General features: G+C 41.4%; 16 protein-coding genes and 2 tRNA genes. 5 read left to right on the top strand and 13 right to left on the bottom strand.

Going from position 1 to position 16760, the window contains the following annotated elements; translation table 11 throughout:
- Positions 1 to 18: 18 nt before the first annotated feature.
- The 3 genes from Q0230_RS12180 to msrB all read left to right on the top strand — a co-directional run bounded on the left by Q0230_RS12180 (position 19) and on the right by msrB (position 2762).
- Positions 19 to 1659, top strand: a complete 1641-nt coding sequence (locus tag Q0230_RS12180; RefSeq protein WP_298610359.1) for a GMC family oxidoreductase — start codon at positions 19 to 21, stop codon at positions 1657 to 1659.
- Entirely contained in the window at positions 1656 to 2213 is a 558-nt protein-coding gene (locus tag Q0230_RS12175) for a cysteine hydrolase family protein (RefSeq protein ID WP_298610357.1), read from the top strand. Before Q0230_RS12180 ends, Q0230_RS12175 begins: the two co-directional genes overlap by 4 nt.
- Positions 2214 to 2303: 90 nt before the next feature.
- Positions 2304 to 2762: a peptide-methionine (R)-S-oxide reductase MsrB gene (msrB, locus tag Q0230_RS12170; protein WP_298610355.1), complete on the top strand. Its 459-nt coding sequence runs from the start codon at positions 2304 to 2306 to the stop codon at positions 2760 to 2762.
- Positions 2763 to 3153: 391 nt separating this feature from the next.
- Here msrB and Q0230_RS12165 read toward each other — a convergent pair whose 3' ends face one another.
- From Q0230_RS12165 to Q0230_RS12140, 6 genes are all read right to left on the bottom strand, one after another.
- Positions 3154 to 4482, bottom strand: a complete 1329-nt coding sequence (locus Q0230_RS12165; protein ID WP_298610354.1) for a relaxase/mobilization nuclease domain-containing protein — start codon at positions 4480 to 4482, stop codon at positions 3154 to 3156.
- A 2-nt stretch (positions 4483 to 4484) separates the two neighbouring features.
- Entirely contained in the window at positions 4485 to 4883 is a 399-nt protein-coding gene (locus Q0230_RS12160; protein ID WP_298610353.1) for a MobC family plasmid mobilization relaxosome protein, read from the bottom strand.
- 1249 nt (positions 4884 to 6132) lie between these two features.
- Positions 6133 to 7008 (bottom strand): Bpu10I family restriction endonuclease, encoded by an 876-nt coding sequence (locus Q0230_RS12155; RefSeq protein WP_298610352.1) that lies wholly within the window; start codon positions 7006 to 7008, stop codon positions 6133 to 6135.
- A gap of 2 nt (positions 7009 to 7010) precedes the next feature.
- On the bottom strand, positions 7011 to 8195 hold the full coding sequence (locus Q0230_RS12150; protein WP_298610351.1) for a DNA cytosine methyltransferase: 1185 nt from the start codon (positions 8193 to 8195) through the stop codon (positions 7011 to 7013).
- Between the two features lie 31 nt (positions 8196 to 8226).
- Positions 8227 to 8559, bottom strand: a complete 333-nt coding sequence (locus tag Q0230_RS12145) for an H-NS histone family protein (RefSeq protein WP_298610350.1) — start codon at positions 8557 to 8559, stop codon at positions 8227 to 8229.
- A gap of 124 nt (positions 8560 to 8683) precedes the next feature.
- Positions 8684 to 9940: a hypothetical protein gene (locus Q0230_RS12140; protein WP_298610349.1), complete on the bottom strand. Its 1257-nt coding sequence runs from the start codon at positions 9938 to 9940 to the stop codon at positions 8684 to 8686.
- Between the two features lie 130 nt (positions 9941 to 10070).
- Here Q0230_RS12140 and msrA point away from each other — a divergent pair, with 130 nt between their 5' ends.
- Positions 10071 to 10598 carry a peptide-methionine (S)-S-oxide reductase MsrA gene (gene msrA / locus Q0230_RS12135; protein ID WP_298610348.1) on the top strand — a complete coding sequence of 176 codons (528 nt, stop codon included), beginning with the start codon at positions 10071 to 10073 and terminating at the stop codon, positions 10596 to 10598.
- Between the two features lie 121 nt (positions 10599 to 10719).
- Here msrA and Q0230_RS12130 read toward each other — a convergent pair.
- The 7 genes from Q0230_RS12130 to Q0230_RS12100 form a co-directional block, all read right to left on the bottom strand.
- A tRNA-Leu gene (locus Q0230_RS12130) sits at positions 10720 to 10802 on the bottom strand.
- Between the two features lie 15 nt (positions 10803 to 10817).
- Positions 10818 to 11339 carry a preprotein translocase subunit SecG gene (gene secG / locus Q0230_RS12125; protein WP_298610347.1) on the bottom strand — a complete coding sequence of 174 codons (522 nt, stop codon included), beginning with the start codon at positions 11337 to 11339 and terminating at the stop codon, positions 10818 to 10820.
- Positions 11340 to 11366: 27 nt separating this feature from the next.
- A complete protein-coding gene (gene tpiA, locus Q0230_RS12120) occupies positions 11367 to 12125 on the bottom strand; it encodes a triose-phosphate isomerase (RefSeq protein WP_298610345.1) in 759 nt (252 codons plus the stop codon).
- Positions 12126 to 12196: 71 nt separating this feature from the next.
- Positions 12197 to 12273, bottom strand: a tRNA-Arg gene (locus Q0230_RS12115).
- 81 nt (positions 12274 to 12354) lie between these two features.
- Positions 12355 to 13041, bottom strand: coding sequence for a response regulator (locus tag Q0230_RS12110; protein ID WP_298610344.1), 687 nt, complete (start codon positions 13039 to 13041; stop codon positions 12355 to 12357).
- Positions 13042 to 13307: 266 nt separating this feature from the next.
- Entirely contained in the window at positions 13308 to 15338 is a 2031-nt protein-coding gene (locus tag Q0230_RS12105) for a cation acetate symporter (protein WP_298610343.1), read from the bottom strand.
- A 12-nt stretch (positions 15339 to 15350) separates the two neighbouring features.
- Complete coding sequence (locus tag Q0230_RS12100; protein ID WP_298610340.1) at positions 15351 to 15662, bottom strand: DUF485 domain-containing protein; 312 nt, start codon at positions 15660 to 15662, stop codon at positions 15351 to 15353.
- Positions 15663 to 16196: 534 nt separating this feature from the next.
- Between Q0230_RS12100 and Q0230_RS12095 the strand changes: the two genes are divergently transcribed.
- A partial coding sequence (locus Q0230_RS12095) for a c-type cytochrome (protein ID WP_298610338.1) occupies positions 16197 to 16760 on the top strand: 564 nt, incomplete at its 3' end.

The raw sequence follows: 16760 nt of genomic DNA, 5'->3' as shown, positions 1-16760 counted from the left end.
TAACTTAAGGATAAGTGTATGAATTCAAGTCGTTTTGATTACCTGATTGTGGGGGCTGGCTCAGCGGGTTGTGTGGTCGCTAACCGCCTGAGTGCTGATCCTAAAGTGAGTGTGTGTTTAATTGAGGCCGGTGGAGATGATAAAAGTCCGTGGGTGAAAATTCCGGCGGGGATTTTTGGCCTGTATGGAAATAAAAAATATGACTATACCTTTCAAGGTGTTCCACAAAAACACTTGAATAATCGAGTAATTACGGTCAATCGGGGCAAAGGCTTAGGCGGGTCTAGCTCAATTAATAGCATGGTCTACATTCGTGGGAATAAAAATGATTATGACGGCTGGGCGGCTTTGGGTTGTGAAGGCTGGTCTTATCAAGATGTATTGCCGATTTTTAAAGATTTGGAGTGTAACCTAGCTGGACAAAGTCCAGAATATCATGGCTTTAAAGGTGAATTGAATGTGGTCAAACCACAGGATATTAATGAATTAGCACGTACGTTTGTTAAAGCCGGAGAAGCAGCTCATCTGCCAAAAAACGAAGATTTTAATGCCGAATCACAGTTGGGTTTAGGCATATACAATGTCACTCAAGATGAGGGCGTGCGTGTTAGTAGTTATACCGCTTTTGTTGAACCCGTGCAGCAACGTCCAAACTTAACAGTGCTCACCCACACAGAAGTTTTTAAGCTGCATATTGAGCAAGATCGGGTGACCGGTTTAGAAATTGAACGTGATGGAGTACGCAGTAGTTTGCAATGTACTCGTGAAGTTATTCTAAGTGCGGGAACCATTGCCTCTCCACGGATTTTGTTAGCCTCTGGGATCGGTCATCAAGCGGAACTACAAGCTTTAGGCATTGAATGCAAACAGCATGTGCCAGGTGTGGGAGAAAATTTACAAGATCATATTGATAGCATGGTGACCGTGCGCTCACCTAAACCTGTTTCGATTGGGATTTCTTGGGCAACCCTCTTGCCGAATATTCTACCCGCTCCCTTTAAATATTATCTACAACGTATGGGTTGGTGGACCACTAACTATGTAGAAGCCGGTGGCTTTGCTAAGACCAAATACGCCGAAGCTGCTCCAATCGGTAGCGCCGAGGCCGATCCCGATGTGCAATTCCATTTCACCCCTATTTTCCGTAGCTATCGCGGGCGTAAATTAGAGCTGGGGCATGGTTACTCATTATTTACTTGCGTATTGCGCCCACAAAGTAAAGGCACCGTCAAACTAGCAAATGACGGAACCTTTAAAAACGTACTCATTGACCATAATTTCTTTTCAGCTGAACAAGATCAGAAGTTATTAGTCGAAGCAGTAAAAAAAGCCCGTGAAGTATTGGCCTCACCCGAATTTGATGGAGTACGGGGTGAAGAAATGGCGCCGACTCCTGCAATCCAAACCGACGAACAAATCCTTGCCTATTTACGCCAAACAGCGAGTACGGTCTATCACCCGGTCGGTACATGTAAAATGGGGGTGGATGAACTGGCAGTGGTCAACCCTTGGGATCTCAAGGTCAAGGGTATGCAAAATCTGCGTGTCATGGATGCCTCGATTATGCCGAAATTAATTAGTGGCAATACATCTGCACCAAGTATGATGATTGGCGAAAAAGGCGCACGTATGATTTTAGCAGAGGCTGGTCAGGCATGAAGCACATGGCCTTGATGGTGATTGATATGCAGCAATGCATGAGTAAAGCTGCTATCAGTGAACGTAATAACCCTGAAGCTGAAAACCAGATACAGAGCTTGTTAGCGGCTTGGCGACAAAGACAATGGCCAATTATTCATCTTCGGCATATATCGCGCGAAGCGACTTCCGTGTTTCGCCCAGGGCAAGCGGGTGCGGCTTTTCAAGCTGAATTTGAACCCTTATCCCAAGAACAGGTGTTTGAAAAGAATCGTCCTGATGCTTTTTCTAATACCGGTATAGAGCGTTGGTTGCATGTGCGCGAGCTACGACACTTAGCCATTGTTGGAGTAAGTACCAATAACTCAGTGGAAGCGAGTGCACGCTCGGCAGGTAATTTGGGCTTTATCACTTATGTCGTCGCGGATGCCTGCTTCACTTTTCCTAAAGTAGATTATCAGGGCATTTTGCGCAGTGCTGATGAGGTACATGCAATGTCTTTGGCTAATCTAGCGGGTGAATATGCTGAAATTATCACGACCTCAGACTTACTTAAGTTAGTGCCTTCACTTTGATACTGACCTGACACTTATTCAGCCTATTTGTAGCGAGCTTGGTGAACTGCCAAACTCCTTTAGCATTAATGCTTTAATAGGAGAGCAGGTATGTTGGATTGGAAACAAGTTCTTCATCTCAGTCAAACAGGCAATCTACCACCGGATCGAGTGGTGCAAAAAACCGAGCAAGAATGGCGTGAGCAACTTAGTCCTGAACAATATCAAGTCACTCGTCAGCACGGCACTGAACGTCCGTTTAGCTCGGAGATGTGTAGTTTATTTGAACCGGGCTTATATGCCTGTGTCTGCTGCGGTAATTTATTATTTGATGCAAACCAGAAATTTGACTCCGGTACCGGTTGGCCTTCATTTACGCAACCTCTGCAAGAAAATTCGATTGCCTACCATGCAGATCGTTCCTATGGGATGTTTCGGGTAGAAACTTTATGTAATACCTGTGAGGCGCATTTAGGGCATGTATTTCCTGATGGCCCAGCACCCAGCGGCTTACGTTATTGTATGAATGCCGTGGCTTTGCAAAAAGTGCGGGAGAATCAACATGAATAATCCTACAACTCCGCTAGACACAGCTACTTTTGGAGGTGGTTGTTTTTGGTGGTACTAGTCGGTAAGATCTGTTTTTCTTTGCAAAAACAACAACTTACAAAAAACCGTGTGTTTGAATGTTTGAAAGTGTTTGACTGTTGAACCCCGCAACATGGGACTTGACCAGACTTGGAACCTGTGGCAAGTGGTGGAAAAACCACTCAACAAGGGTAGTTGACTGGTTTCAGGTTCTGCGCTAAGAGTTCACAAGATCGCTTTAAACGGTCTACAAGCCGTTTTCTGTGCTCGGTGCTACCTGGGTATCAACCAACACGAAAAAATAGCTCTATGGGGCTTCTGTGAGGTTCTGCGAGTGCTTGGAATGTAGAAAAACCGCCTTCGGGCGGTTTTTTTATGGTTTGGGTCTTCTTGTTGGTGCTTGCTCTTGGTTTAGTTCTGCAATTCTTGCTTGCTCAAGTTCAGCCAATAATCTATTTCTTTGAGCCATTAATTTAAACAATTTCGTTTCAGCTTGGATTCTTTCTTCTAAGGTTTGAGCATTAGCCAAATCTGCATGTGCTGAATTAATCTGTGCCTGTAAGCTGGTCAATGATTTGGCTATGCCTTGAACTGCACCAGAATTATTTTTCCTATCGGCAGGGGAGTTTGTCGCATTCTGCGATTCGTTTGATTTGCTATTTGAATTTCTCAACTTGGTTAAAAAATTATCATCAATATTCTTTGAAATATTTTCTGAACTGAAATCATTAGAAGGCTTGAAAGTTGACGGCTTAACCTCTGGAATATTTTTAGACGGAATTTTTATTTTTCCAGAATAAGCATTTGAGCCTTTAGGTATTCTTTTGGGTTTGTTGTATCGGCCTTCAATAAAATTCTTTCTGTAATTCACAGACTCTTGAAGTCTGTTGCTTATGTTGCTGACTTGAAAATCATTTAAAAAGGTGCTTTTCAATATTTTGTCAGCTTGTTGAACAAGTTCCTTGTAGTCGGAACTTTTGCTGAAAAGTGGACCTTTAAGCTTTATTGCTTTCTGTTGATTTGGAAATTTGATTGAAATTGATTCGACGCCTTTTCTTGTGATCTTGCAACCTCTGTCTTCAAAGAATTTAATTAAATCGTCCCTGTCTTTAATTTTTCCTTTTCTGATTAGCTTTGGAATTTCAATGCTGATTCTTTCCTTAATTGTCTTTGAGCTTTTACCCGCTGGAACTTTTTTATCATAAGCCGTGAATTCTGCTCTCAAAGGATCTTCAGAAACTTGGGCATAGCCAAGTTTGTGATTCCATAACGCTGAAAAATCTTTGACTAACTGAGTTGCGTGTTTGCCTGGTGGATCTATGTTGAACTGCTTCATTGTCTTAGCGTCAATCATGGGGATCAAAAGGTGTAGTTCTGTATTGCCTTTATCCTCGTGCCTGACAACAAGCATATTCAATCTATTTAGTCCTAGACCTGGTGCAAATGTATCATAGATAGATTTGATGATTTTTCTTAGCTGGGCGTCTGTTGGCTTTTCTTCATCTCTGAATGCAATCACCCCTGAAGTGTATTTAAATTTTTTTGTGTTGTTATCTATCAATAACCCAGTTAGTTCAGGGTCTCCAAAGAATATTTCAGGCTTTGGATCTCTGGGTTTTCCATTTGAGTCATTGTCTTGCAATAGATAATTTATTGCTGATTTTGATTTTCCTGTCCCATGGTTGAAAAATTGCATGATCATTTTCAGCTCCCAATTTTCTTAAACTTGGAAAGCATAGATTTATTCAACTGCTTCAACTCTTCAAGTTCTGATTGAAGTTCTGAAAGTAATTCAGGGTAGTCTTTTTTTAAGGCATTAACCTTTTTGGCTATTTGGTTTATGTTTGTGCTGATTTTTGATTGCTGATAAATGCTGAATGAAATTTCAGACAAAATTTCTTTTTTATCCGTGGTTGTGCCTGGTTTAGACAACAATTTTTCTCTGCAAAAATTTGCCATTGTTGTTTGTGCCGACTTGCTAAAATATTCAGTCAGTTTTTTAAATTCTGTTGGTGAAAGATAGAGAGAAACAATTTTTGTCCTCAATTCTTCGTTGCCATCTGAGCCTGATTGACCCGCTGATTTTTTCTTTTTTATTTCCATTTTTGACCTTCCTTTTTCTTCTTATTGGTCGACTGAGACAAACAGGGGATTGGGGGAACCCCAAAAGATTTTTACTCATTCCTCTATGGGAATGATTGGGCTTGCTTCGAATTTTTTTCTCTTCTTCTATTAAATCAAAAACAAAAGTAAAGTCAATTCTGAAATTACAAATATAAATGAAAGGCCGGCAAGTTCGGTACTTAATTCATAAATCAAAAGAATTGAGAATTTAGTCTCATACGACTTTTTTAGATCTTGACTACCTTTGAAGACGGGGAATTTTTAGGGAGTTTTTTGTTCAGTTCTTCTTTTAATTTCCAAGTTTTAAATTCAGCTATTATTTTCGCTTTAAAGTATTTGTCTAATTCTTTATAGCTTACATTTCTAAAATTCAAGAATTGACAAAATTCTTTTGGAAATGAAAAAATATATATAAGGTCATCGGTCTTGGGATTTTTTTGATAAGTCATATAAATTGCTTTTATTTAAAAATATATTTTCCCGCAATATTTGCAAGACATTTTCTGTTTCTAAAATGTAAAGTCAAGCTTTTTTGAGAATTTATTGTTTGCGTGCCTCGTCAATTTTTTATTCTTTAAGCTTAATTTGTTATTTATTCATACATTTATTGAATTTTTCTATTCTTTTAATGAATTTATCTGTCTATTGATAGATTGTGCAATAGAATATTCTTTGATTAGTATTGATCTATTTTGATTGGTATTGATCTTTGTTATGCCTGAATCGGCATAGCTTCCCCTAACCCGAAGTTCATCAGGTTTTGAGCTATTCCGATTCAGGCTTTATGCCCATTTACCGGCAGAAGTTATTTTTAAGTTACTTCATTCTCTGGTTCAGGCTCTTAAAAAACCCCTTAACACGGTCCAGATTCAGCTTCGTTGCTACTTTGTTAAGTTCCCATTGTTGTAGCTTTAAAAACGTTTATTCCAGTTTTGCTTAAAGGGGCTATGGTAGTCAGTTTTGTTTTGTCCCCGCCTTCTACATTCGGCTTTCTGGTAGTTCGGGTGTTCCAATCGGGAAGAGAATTAGAGAAGTTTTCTGAGGACTGCTCCGATTCAATCGACGCATAAAACACTTAAATTTTAATATAATAAATAATTTTATTTTGTCAAGAGTAGATATAGAAAACAAAAAAGCCAGCTCGCGCTGGCTTTCCTGTTTTCCGTCAATATGAATTGAGCAGTCCTCAGACATTCATATATTACGAACAAAATTTAATTTGTCAATACTAATTTGTAATTAAATATCCTTGCTCTAGTCCGTGTGCAATTCCGCCAGCCCAATCTGTAGTTAGAAATTCTCTAACAGTTGTGAAGCAGTGCAGAACTACATCATCGTAGATTGGATTCTTTATATATTCATTGGAATATCTAAATTCACGGTCAGTGTTCTTTTGCTTTCTGAATATATAGATTTGATCTATCTTGTATTTTTTTAGATTAACGGATTCCGTGAGTTTTAGCCATTCAGCAACAACTATATACATAGCATCAGGATTCTTCTGCTTTAGCTGTTCTGCGGCCGTTGAGACATCTTGAAGCATTGTCTTATCAAGATAAGTTTTACACTCAATAGCTACTGCTGGAATGTCCCAAGTGTGATCTTCTATTATTCCTGATCCGTTACAAGTCATTTTTGCGTTGACGCTTGCACCAATAGCAAAATCATGATCTTTCTTTTCAACGAGAGCATGAGGAGCTTTTACCATTGCCTCATATGAGGGTGCTCTAAAAAATACATCCTTGAAAGAATGAGATTTCCCAATTAATGCTGATTTAGAGATTCCAAGAACTAAATCTCTAAATAAATAATACATAAATTCTTCCAGAATAGATGAGTGAAGATTAGAGCGTGAGTCAAATTTTTCAGCATAGTGTTGCTGATCCACGAAATCTTTGTACTCGTTTAAGAGTGCAACTCTCTTTTTTATTATTTTTGAGTCACTATCTGATTTGTACTTGAAGGGTCCTTTTAAATCCTCGTTGTCTTTTTTCCATTTATCATATCGCACACGGATTTCTGCCAAATATTTACGCGACTCTGCATCACGGTATTTGGTGGTGTGATTTTCTTTTTGCTCTAAATTGTTTCCGTGAACAAACATGATTACTCCTGATAATTCTTCATAAGGTGTTCCGCAATTGCTTTTGCCATAATTGGAGGAACTGCGTTGCCGATCTGATTGTATTGACAAAGGTGGGTGTCCTCTGTTCTGCCTTCGCGATTCAGCAATTTGTGACTGACTACAGTTGGTTTTCCCTTGAAGACATACCAATCAGGAAATGATTGAATTCGGGCACCTTCGCGGGCTGTAAAATTTCTATTCTTGAACGGATGTACGAAATTGGCATAAAAAGAAGCTGGCACAGTATGGCAAGGTTTGTGCGGATACATTCGTCTATTATTTTGGTCGTAGACTTTATCTGAAATTTCTGTGCTATTTCTTTTTAGAGGTTTAAGGTGGTCTGGAACATCCGAGGTGCTGTGCCCCCATTCCATAGATTTAAACCGTTCTACAAGCCGTTGTGAGTGGTTCATGGCCTTGTGGTTATATAGTTCCTTTGCGCCATCCCGAAGTGTGGCCTGGTAGCTATTTTGAGCCTCTTTAGTATATGCCTGCACTTCTGCGCCCTCTCGCGCTTCAATTTCTGGAAGGTCAGATATAGCTTCCCAAAGAGTAGGGCACTTTAAATATCCAGAATTGAATAAATCTTCATTTTCTTCAACTGCATGCGTTTTTGGTGGAAATGGATCGTTGATTTCTTTTTTTGTCGCTATTACAACAAGGCGTTTTCTGATTTGTGGAACACCGTAATCGGTAGCCTCAAGAATTTTATAATTTGTAAAGTAGCCTAGTTTTTTTAGCTCACTTACGATAATATCAATAACCAGTTCTTTTGATTCTGTTTTGGCCTTAATTAGATTTGGAACATTTTCCATAATCATAATTTCTGGTTTCAGTATCCTGCCAACTCGAATAAATTCTTCAAACAAGGAATTTCGTGGATCTTTTGGGTCGCCACTGTTTTTATTGCAAATAGAAAATCCTTGGCAGGGTGGTCCACCAAGTATTACATTTGGTTTTCTTGTGCCAAAACTTTCTAAAATTTCTTCATCTGTAAGACTTGTTATGTCTCGGTGCAACACAATTGCATCTGGATGATTAAATTTAAAAGTTTCACTTGCCCAGCTGTCTCTTTCTATTGCGCCAACAAGTTCAGCTCCGGCCAATTGAAAGCCCAGGCTAAACCCGCCAGCACCAGCAAATGTATCAAGAATTTTGAATTTCATGGGCTCTTGGGAGCTGCTGTTTGTTGCCATTTTATTTTTTAATCAAGTAGTCTTGAATATTTCCACCTGTTTCAATAATTTGTTTAACCCATTTAGGTTTGGCTCCACGTCCTCCCGCCCATTCTTCACCATTAGGACCACGAAACATGGGTTCTGCCTTCATCTTCTCAACCAAGCTTGTTTTTGCCTTGGTTGCCTTTTGTGGTTCTGAAAAATGGAATCCGCATTCTTCAGCAGTCAAACCATAGGTTTTAATATTCTTCACAACTTCAGCCAGAATTTCAGACTTCTTTTGCTGAATCAATTCTTTTGCTTGTTGTTGCAATGCTTCAATTTGCTTTTGAATTTCTTCAAGTGTGTTCATTTGGTTGCCTTATCCGTTTTTAGGTTGAGTCATAAAAATTATACCACAAAATTTGCTTTGTATAGTTTAAAGAACTGTATTTGAATTGTATTGATTTTATTGTTAAAAATTAGAGTTCTTTGAGCTATTGCTTGAAGGAAAAATAATGCTCTGCCGTAATCCGTGAGTTTGCATGTCCAATTTGTTTCAAAAGTTCGGCTTGTGTGAGGTTTGCCATTTGTGGCTCTGCAATCGTTCCTTTCAGTCTTTCGATTGCCCTTGGTGTATTCAGTCCCAAAAGTTGGCTCAAAAGAATACTGTTTGAAAGTCCAATCTTTTCAACCATTCTTGAAACATAGTCTTTTCTGAATGAATGCTGGTCAATTTCGTGTTTCCTAAATGTCTTCACAAATGAACCATCAAAGCCAAGAACCTTATATGTGAAAAGTCGTTCTTGGTCTGGCTTAATCAGTGATTTAACAAACCTCCATTGACGTTCATTCAGGTAAACAATCCGTTCGGTGTTCTTTGATTGAATGTAAATATTTGGTGTTGGTTTTTCGGAAATTTGGGATTTTTCTAAAAGAATAGCTTCTTGCCTTCTCAGTCCCAGTTTATACATTAGGTGAATGATTGCCCTAAATTCTGGGTTCCCATTGGCTTTGAAGACTTCAACAACTGCTCGTAGTTTTTCGGTGGTAAACCTGAAAGCTTTTTTCTTAAACCTCTTTTCACCCATTGTAATCAAATCTTTGTCATACATTAAAAATGGGTTTGAGAGGTTTTTTAGTGTTCGGTCAAGGTGTCCAATTTTTCGCCAAAAAACTGATAGCTTGCTGATATAGTCCGAAATTGAAAGAGGTTTCAATTTTTTCTTTTTCAGTGCAAGAATCAATTGATTTACATCATCGGCTGTGATCTCTCTTGGTTTAAGGTCTGCCAGCTTGGTTTTTTCCCTTGGGCTGTAGATCATTGGGCTCAGTTTCCAATCTGTCTGAACTTCATGTTCAATTGGAATTTGAATTGTATTTCTGAGCTTTGAAAGCAATGTGTCTCGTTGCCTCAATTTGTATTTATCTTTTTCGTTTCCTGTGTTGTATTGCTCGTATTTGGGCATTACATAGGTTTTAATGTATTCCTCCATATACTTGGAAAGCGGAGGCTCTGTCATGTATTCTTCAATAATTCTTTTCGTTGCGTCTTCCGCCTCCAGCAGTGTTTTTACTGATTTCTGCCCAAGTTTGTTCTCACAAGCGTTCAGGAATTCAATTGCTTGCTCGTAGTCCTTGAACGTCTTGTTCACCTTCAGCCCAAGCGTGGCTTTGTTGATCTGCACCTTGTAGTAGGTTCTTCCGTTCCGTTCCACTATGCTTAGGTTCTTCCTCTTGGGGTGGGCTGTCATGCTGGCTTCTCTGCTCTTGTCTGTGGTTAAAAATGTTTGAAAAATTTGCCTGTTTTTGCAGCATTTCAAACACGAACAGAAGCATCCTATCCCAAGAACCCCAATGTTTTCAAGGCTTTGCGAGGTTTTTATGACTGAAACTATCGTGCTAGGTGGCGGGTGTTTTTGGTGTACTGAAGCCGTGTTCCAACAGTTGCGTGGGGTTAAGCAAGTGATAAGTGGCTATAGCGGCGGGCAAATGCTCAATCCTGACTATCGCAGTGTATGCAATGGTAATACAGGACATGCCGAAGTGATTCAGCTTCAGTTTGATCCTAGCCAAATCAGCTATGCCGATTTGCTACGCATCCATTTAACCACCCATGATCCAACTACCTTGAATCGGCAAGGAGCAGATCGGGGCACACAATACCGCAGCGTGATCTTTACCCATAGCACTGAACAGCAAGCCACCGCTCAACAGGTAGTGCAAGAAATGCAGGCTCACTTTGATGATCCCATAGTGACACAAATTATGCCTGCAGAAATCTTTTATCCAGCAGAGGATTATCATCAAAATTACTATCGGAGTAATCCAGGCGCAGGCTATTGCCAAGCCGTGATTAGCCCGAAACTGAGTAAAGCACGAGCACTGTTTCGAGATCAGTTAAAAATCTAAAAGAGGCTAAAGGAATATACTCGTTTATATACCTATTGACTTGATCAATCCAAGAGAAGATTTTAGTCCCACTAGAAAAAAAAGCCCCGACTCAGTTACGAATCAGGGCTTTTTTGTTTTGTGCCGACGGCGAGACTCGAACTCGCACGACCTAGGGTCACTACCACCTCAAGGTAGCGTGTCTACCAATTCCACCACGACGGCAATCCCGTTGAAACCTTAAGGTTTCTTTTGTTCAGTTGTTGCTGCTTCACCACTAGCGGCGGCAGGTTTAGCTTCAGTTGTAGCAGGTGTAGCTGGAACTTCAGCTGCTGTTGCTGGAGCTGTACTCGCAGCAGGTATCGTATCTGTTTTTGGTACTTCAGCACCAACCGGAGCGCTTTGTCCTGGTACTGTAGGCACCTCACTATTTGTAGGAACTACAGGTTTTGCAGGTGCTACTTCAATTTTAGGTACCGTCGTACTAGTTGGCACAGCACTATCCATAATACTTGTTGGTGTGGTACTACGATGCGAAACAATCCAAGCCAGTGCAATACAGTTCACAAAAAAGACTGTTGCTAAAATCGCAGTCGTACGGCTTAAAAAGTTACCCGAGCCACGTGAACCAAACACTGTGCCTGACGCACCACTACCAAATGCTGCCCCTGCATCAGCCCCTTTACCATGCTGCATTAAAATCAGCACGATCATTGCGACCGAAACAACAATTTGTACTATTAATAAAATATTATAAAGCATCTTTAACTTCTAAATAAACCATCAGTCTCACTGATTTTGCCCAGCCTGACAAATCTTCAGGAAGTCTTGAGCATCTAGCGAGGCACCACCAATCAAGCCACCATCAATGTCTTGCATGGCAAATAGCTCAGCAGCATTTGAGCCTTTCACACTGCCGCCATATAAAATCTGTATTTTCTTGGCGACCGCTTCATCTTGTGCAGCAATCCGCTCACGAATAAAAGCATGCACTGCTTGCGCTTGCTCAGGTGTGGCAGTTTTACCCGTGCCAATTGCCCAAACAGGTTCATAAGCAATCACAGCATCACTGAGCGCTTGCACACCTTCTAACTCTAAAACGGCGTCTAGTTGCCGTGCTACCACAGTTTCTGTTTGACCTGCTTCACGCTCAGCGAGTGATTCACCTAAGCACAAAATCGGAATTAAACCTTGCTTACGCGCTGCTGCAAATTTCCGAGCAGTATCGCCATCCTTTTCACCGAACAATGCACGGCGCTCAGAATGGCCAACAATTACGTATTTACAACCGATTTCCAGTAGCATAGGAGCGGAAACTTCACCAGTGAATGCACCGCTATCTTGCTCACTGACATCTTGTGCACCTAAAGCAACTGCACTAGAACCTAAGAGTTCAGCTGTGAGAGGAAGATAAACATAGGGCGCACAAACAGCTATTGAAACCTTAGTTAACTCATTTGCACCAGTCACAATACTGTTGACTAGTTGTTGAATACTGGCTTTATTGCCATTTAACTTCCAGTTACCAGCGACTAAAATGCGTCTCATAACCTTCCTTTATGTCTCAGCAAGCGCGGAAGATTACCGATACTCCGCCTAGAAATCAATCCTTAAATCAATGGCGCACCCTAGAGGATTCGAACCTCTGACCTTTGCCTCCGGAGGGCAACGCTCTATCCAGCTGAGCTAAGGGTGCTTAATTGGAGCTGCAAATCATACCGAACCAGGCTGTCTACGTCTATGTACCTATGGTTTTTTCTTTAATAAGCTAAGTAAATTATTGGCAAAACCGATAACCAACACCGGTTTCAGTTAATAAATGCTGAGGTTGAGAGGGATCACTTTCTAATTTCTGGCGTAAGCGCCCAATATAAATACGCAAATAATGCCCATCCTCAGAATGTCCAGCACCCCAAACCTCGCGCAATAACTGCCTTTGCGTTAAGACTTTGCCAGGTTGGGCTAACATAATCGTCAATAAATGGTATTCACGGGGTGTCAAATGAACAGGTTCGCCATTCCGAAACGTCAGGCGGTTGACTTGATCAACGGTCACTTCACCAAATTTTACAATGGCCGAACTATCCATAGGGCGTTTCTCTCGTCGCCGTTTAAGCGCCCGCAAACGTGCTAGCAGCTCAGCCACACCAAAGGGTTTAGCTAGATAATCATCAGCACCCGCATCTAAAAGGCTTACCTTGTCTGCTTCCAGATTACGCGCAGATAAAACCATGATGGGTACATCCGACCAGCCTCGCAGACTCCGGATAAACTGACGACCATCCGCATCTGGTAGTCCTAGATCTAAGATGACTAATTCAGGCTTATATTCGCTGACCAAGGCTAAACCCGCTGCTACCGTAGGCGCCTCTAAAACCTTACAGCCTTCACCCTCTAAGGCCGCACGCAGAAACTGCCGAATCCGGTATTCATCTTCGACCACCAGAATTGATGTATTTTCCATCAAAATCACATCTCCCTTTCATTTACCTTTGATCTTATGGAGCCATTGGTAAAGCTTTTTTACCTTACAACAGTCAGGGTAGTTATCACAACCCTTAATCATAAGGTCAAAACGGGCGTAATATATAGCAAGCGGACAAAGATGGCACTAACAGCACAACAGATATAGGCTGACTATTGAATAATAGTATTAACAAATTTTCTAGGCTCACAAAAAAGAAACGCCCCAATAATGGGGCGTTCCAAATCTAGCAGACTCGCTAGGGATTAGTGAGCATGTGCAGCTTCAGCACCGATACCAGTGTTTTGGCGAACATACAACTCATCCCACATTTCTTCTGAACGACGATCACGAGTGATCAAAGACAGCAGGATAGTCACTAAGAAGCCTAATGGGATAGAGATCAAACCTGGATTCTTTAATTGGAACCATGGTTTTTCTAAGCCCATCATACTGACTGTTTGACCTTCGAATTTCTTCAGATCAGCTTCAGCTTTAGAGATTGTGGTTTTCAAACCAGCAATTTCTTTCTCTTTAGCCGCTTTAGCCGTTTCATCAGTGATAGTGGCTAACTCACCCTCAGCTTTAGCTAACTTTTCACGCGCACCAGGTTTAGCGGGAGCTTCTGCTGCTGCTTTAACTGCTTTCTTGCAGTTTGCACTAGCAAACAGTTCACACATGAATCCACCTTGTGCTGGAGATGCCTCAACCGCTGCTGCTGCTGGTGTACCATCTAATACCTTTTTCGCATCAGCAACTTTAGCTAATGGATAAGTCATATTTGGAGATAGCAATACCAACAGAATTGCAGTGCCTGCACCCACTAACATACCGGCAACAATCCCCCAAGTATTAGTTTTCTTCCAATACAAGGTTAAGAATACAGCAGGTAAGTTAGAAGAAGCTGCAACCGCAAACGCTAAAGCCACTAAGTGAGCGACGTTCTGACCTTTAGCAGCGATACCAACATAGATCGCTAAAGCACCAACAATACCTGTTGCAACCCGAGCAGCTGTAATTTGTTCTTGAGAAGAAGCACTTTCACCACGGAATACACCGACATACAAGTCATGTGACATTGCAGAAGCAGAAGCTAATACCAAGCCTGCAACAACCGCAACAATCGTAGCAAACGCAACCGCAGCAACGAAAGCTAAGAACAAGTTACCTAACATAGAGTCAGCACCACCACCTACATACTGTGCTAACAGAGGTGCAGCCATGTTACCACCTGGGTCAAAGGCAGAGATTTTAGCAGCTGTTACATTCATAGCAGCGCCTAAACCTAAGAACAGAGTCAGAACATAGAAACCGCCGATGATAGCCATCGCCCAAATAACTGATTTACGTGCATCTTGTGCAGTTGGTACTGTGAAGAAACGCATCAGAATATGTGGCATACCTGCAGTACCCAATACTAAAGCTAAACCTAAAGAGATTTGGTCAATTGGGTTTTTCAGATATAAACCTGGCTCTAAGAAACGTTGGCCTAACTCTGCTGGAGTCATGTTAGTAGCTGCATCACCGATTAATTTAGCTACTTGCTTTTGAATGTCTGGATTATCAACTGCTGCTTGTAAGAAGCCAGGTAATGAAAAACCATATTGACCCCAGGTTAACAAGACTAACAGAATAGAAGCTGTTACTAAGAGGATAGCTTTGATGATCTGAACCCAAGTTGTTGCTTTCATACCGCCGAAAACAACATAAGTCAGCATTAAGATACCAACTACAATAACGGATACTTCGTACTCAATACCGATTAAAGTTTTAACCAGTACCCCACCACCGACCATTTGCGCAGTCAAGTAGAAGGTAGAAACTGTAACAGTAGAAATTGCAGCAACGATTTTTGCAGCTTTTGGATTATTCCGGAAAGCTAAAATATCGCCTAGGGTGTACTTACCAATATTACGGCATGGCTCAGCAATGATCAGCAATACAGTAATATAAGCAACCAACCAACCCACAGAGTACATGAATCCATCATAACCGTAGAGAGAAATCAGACCCGCAATCCCTAAAAAAGAAGCTGCTGATAAATAGTCACCTGCAATCGCCCAACCGTTCTGGATACCAGAAACGGAACGACCCGCAGCATAGAAATCTGTTGCTGAGTGAGTTTGCTTAGCAGCACGATAAGTAACAAACATCGTCATGGCAATAATTGCGCCAAAGACTGCAAACGTCAGCCACTTATATTGTGGTGCTACCGCGCCAGCATCGGCAGCAAGTGCTGCTTGGCTAGTAAGCATGAATAGAAGGGCTGAAGGCCCCATCCATAAAGATTTTTTCATGTAACCTCCTTATTAGCCTAGGTTAGAGTCGCGAACAATTTCAGCAGACATCGCATCAAAATCACGATTTGCACGGCGGGTGTAAATAAACGCGATTGTCCAAGCTACGACGAACTCAGATAACGCGAATAGAATGCCGAAATTCATAGGTCCCCAAACTTTGATCTTGAATAAGTCAGGGAAGTACGCTGCACCGATAGGCAACAAGAAGTAATAAATGAGTGAAAAAATCATCAAGCCCCACAGGAAACTAGTTTTCCTTTTATGCAAAGCCTGAAAGCGTGGGTCGTTATCAATAGCGGCCCAGTTGATTGTTGTTGTCATGTATGATGACTCCTCCATTTATGACAAAAACATGCATTGCACCAATGCATCGGAATGCCCACCAGCAGATACTTACAGCAAACATAGTACCGGGGCAGCCCGATAATGGCATTTGAGGTGTAAAAAAGGTGTAAATAAGACTTGCGATCCTGCTTACTAATCCTAAATAGTTAGGTAAACAGAGGCTGAATAAACCAGTAGGTAACTAAGGTATTCTGCACCAACAGAGCGTAGTTGGTAAAAACTCATCAAAAGCTTAAAGCTGCAAGAGGGCTTGGTTGGGAACTTTTAGTTGAAGAAAGATAATTTTTACCTAAGTTTTTATGTATACTCGCCTGCTTCGGAGAATCCAAACTTCTCAACTTACCAGAAAGCGAGTTCGTGGCAAATAAACCATGATAAAGGTCAAGTTTTGAAAATCGGTACTTGGAGAGTATTAGCTCCTTCCAATATAATCTCCCCCGTTTAACAGCTTTTTCACTTTTTCAGTCTTATGTGGCGAACCGAGCGAGGTTCGATCTAAGGGAGAACAACGTGGCTTCAATTCCAAAAGATCCTTACGCTAAACCAGTTCTGATTGGTGGTTTAGTGATTCTGGGTACAGCAGTAGCGGTACTTGTGTCTAATCTATTCAGTACGATCCACCGTAACTCAACCGTGGGTGCTAATGATACAAGTATGTTTGAAGCTGCTGCAGCTGCTAACTTACAGCCCATTGGTACTGTAGTCACTGTTGATAAATCGATTGCTCCAGTAGCGCGTACAGGTGAACAAGTATTTAATGCAGTTTGTACCTCTTGCCACACCGCAGGTGTCTTAAATGCACCTAAGATCGATGATAAAGCTGCTTGGGAGCCACGGGTTGCTAAAGGGTTACAAGGACTTTTAGGATCTGCAACCAATGGTTTTAATCAAATGCCAGCTAAAGGCGGAGACCCTTCATTAACCGAGCAAGAGCTGACTGATGCTATCCTTTATATGACTGGCAAAGCAGGCTTTGACTTAGGCAAAGGTGCTAGCGCAGGTGGGGCAGCAGCTCCAGCGGCAGCAGCTCCAGCGGCAGCAGCTCCAGCGGCAGCAGCTCCAGCGGCAGCAGCT

Origin of the sequence: uncultured Thiothrix sp. (assembly GCF_937876535.1) — a bacterium.
Taxonomy (GTDB): domain Bacteria; phylum Pseudomonadota; class Gammaproteobacteria; order Thiotrichales; family Thiotrichaceae; genus Thiolinea.
Note: the sequence above shows the minus strand (reverse complement) of the source record. Positions and strands in the feature narration are given on the sequence as shown.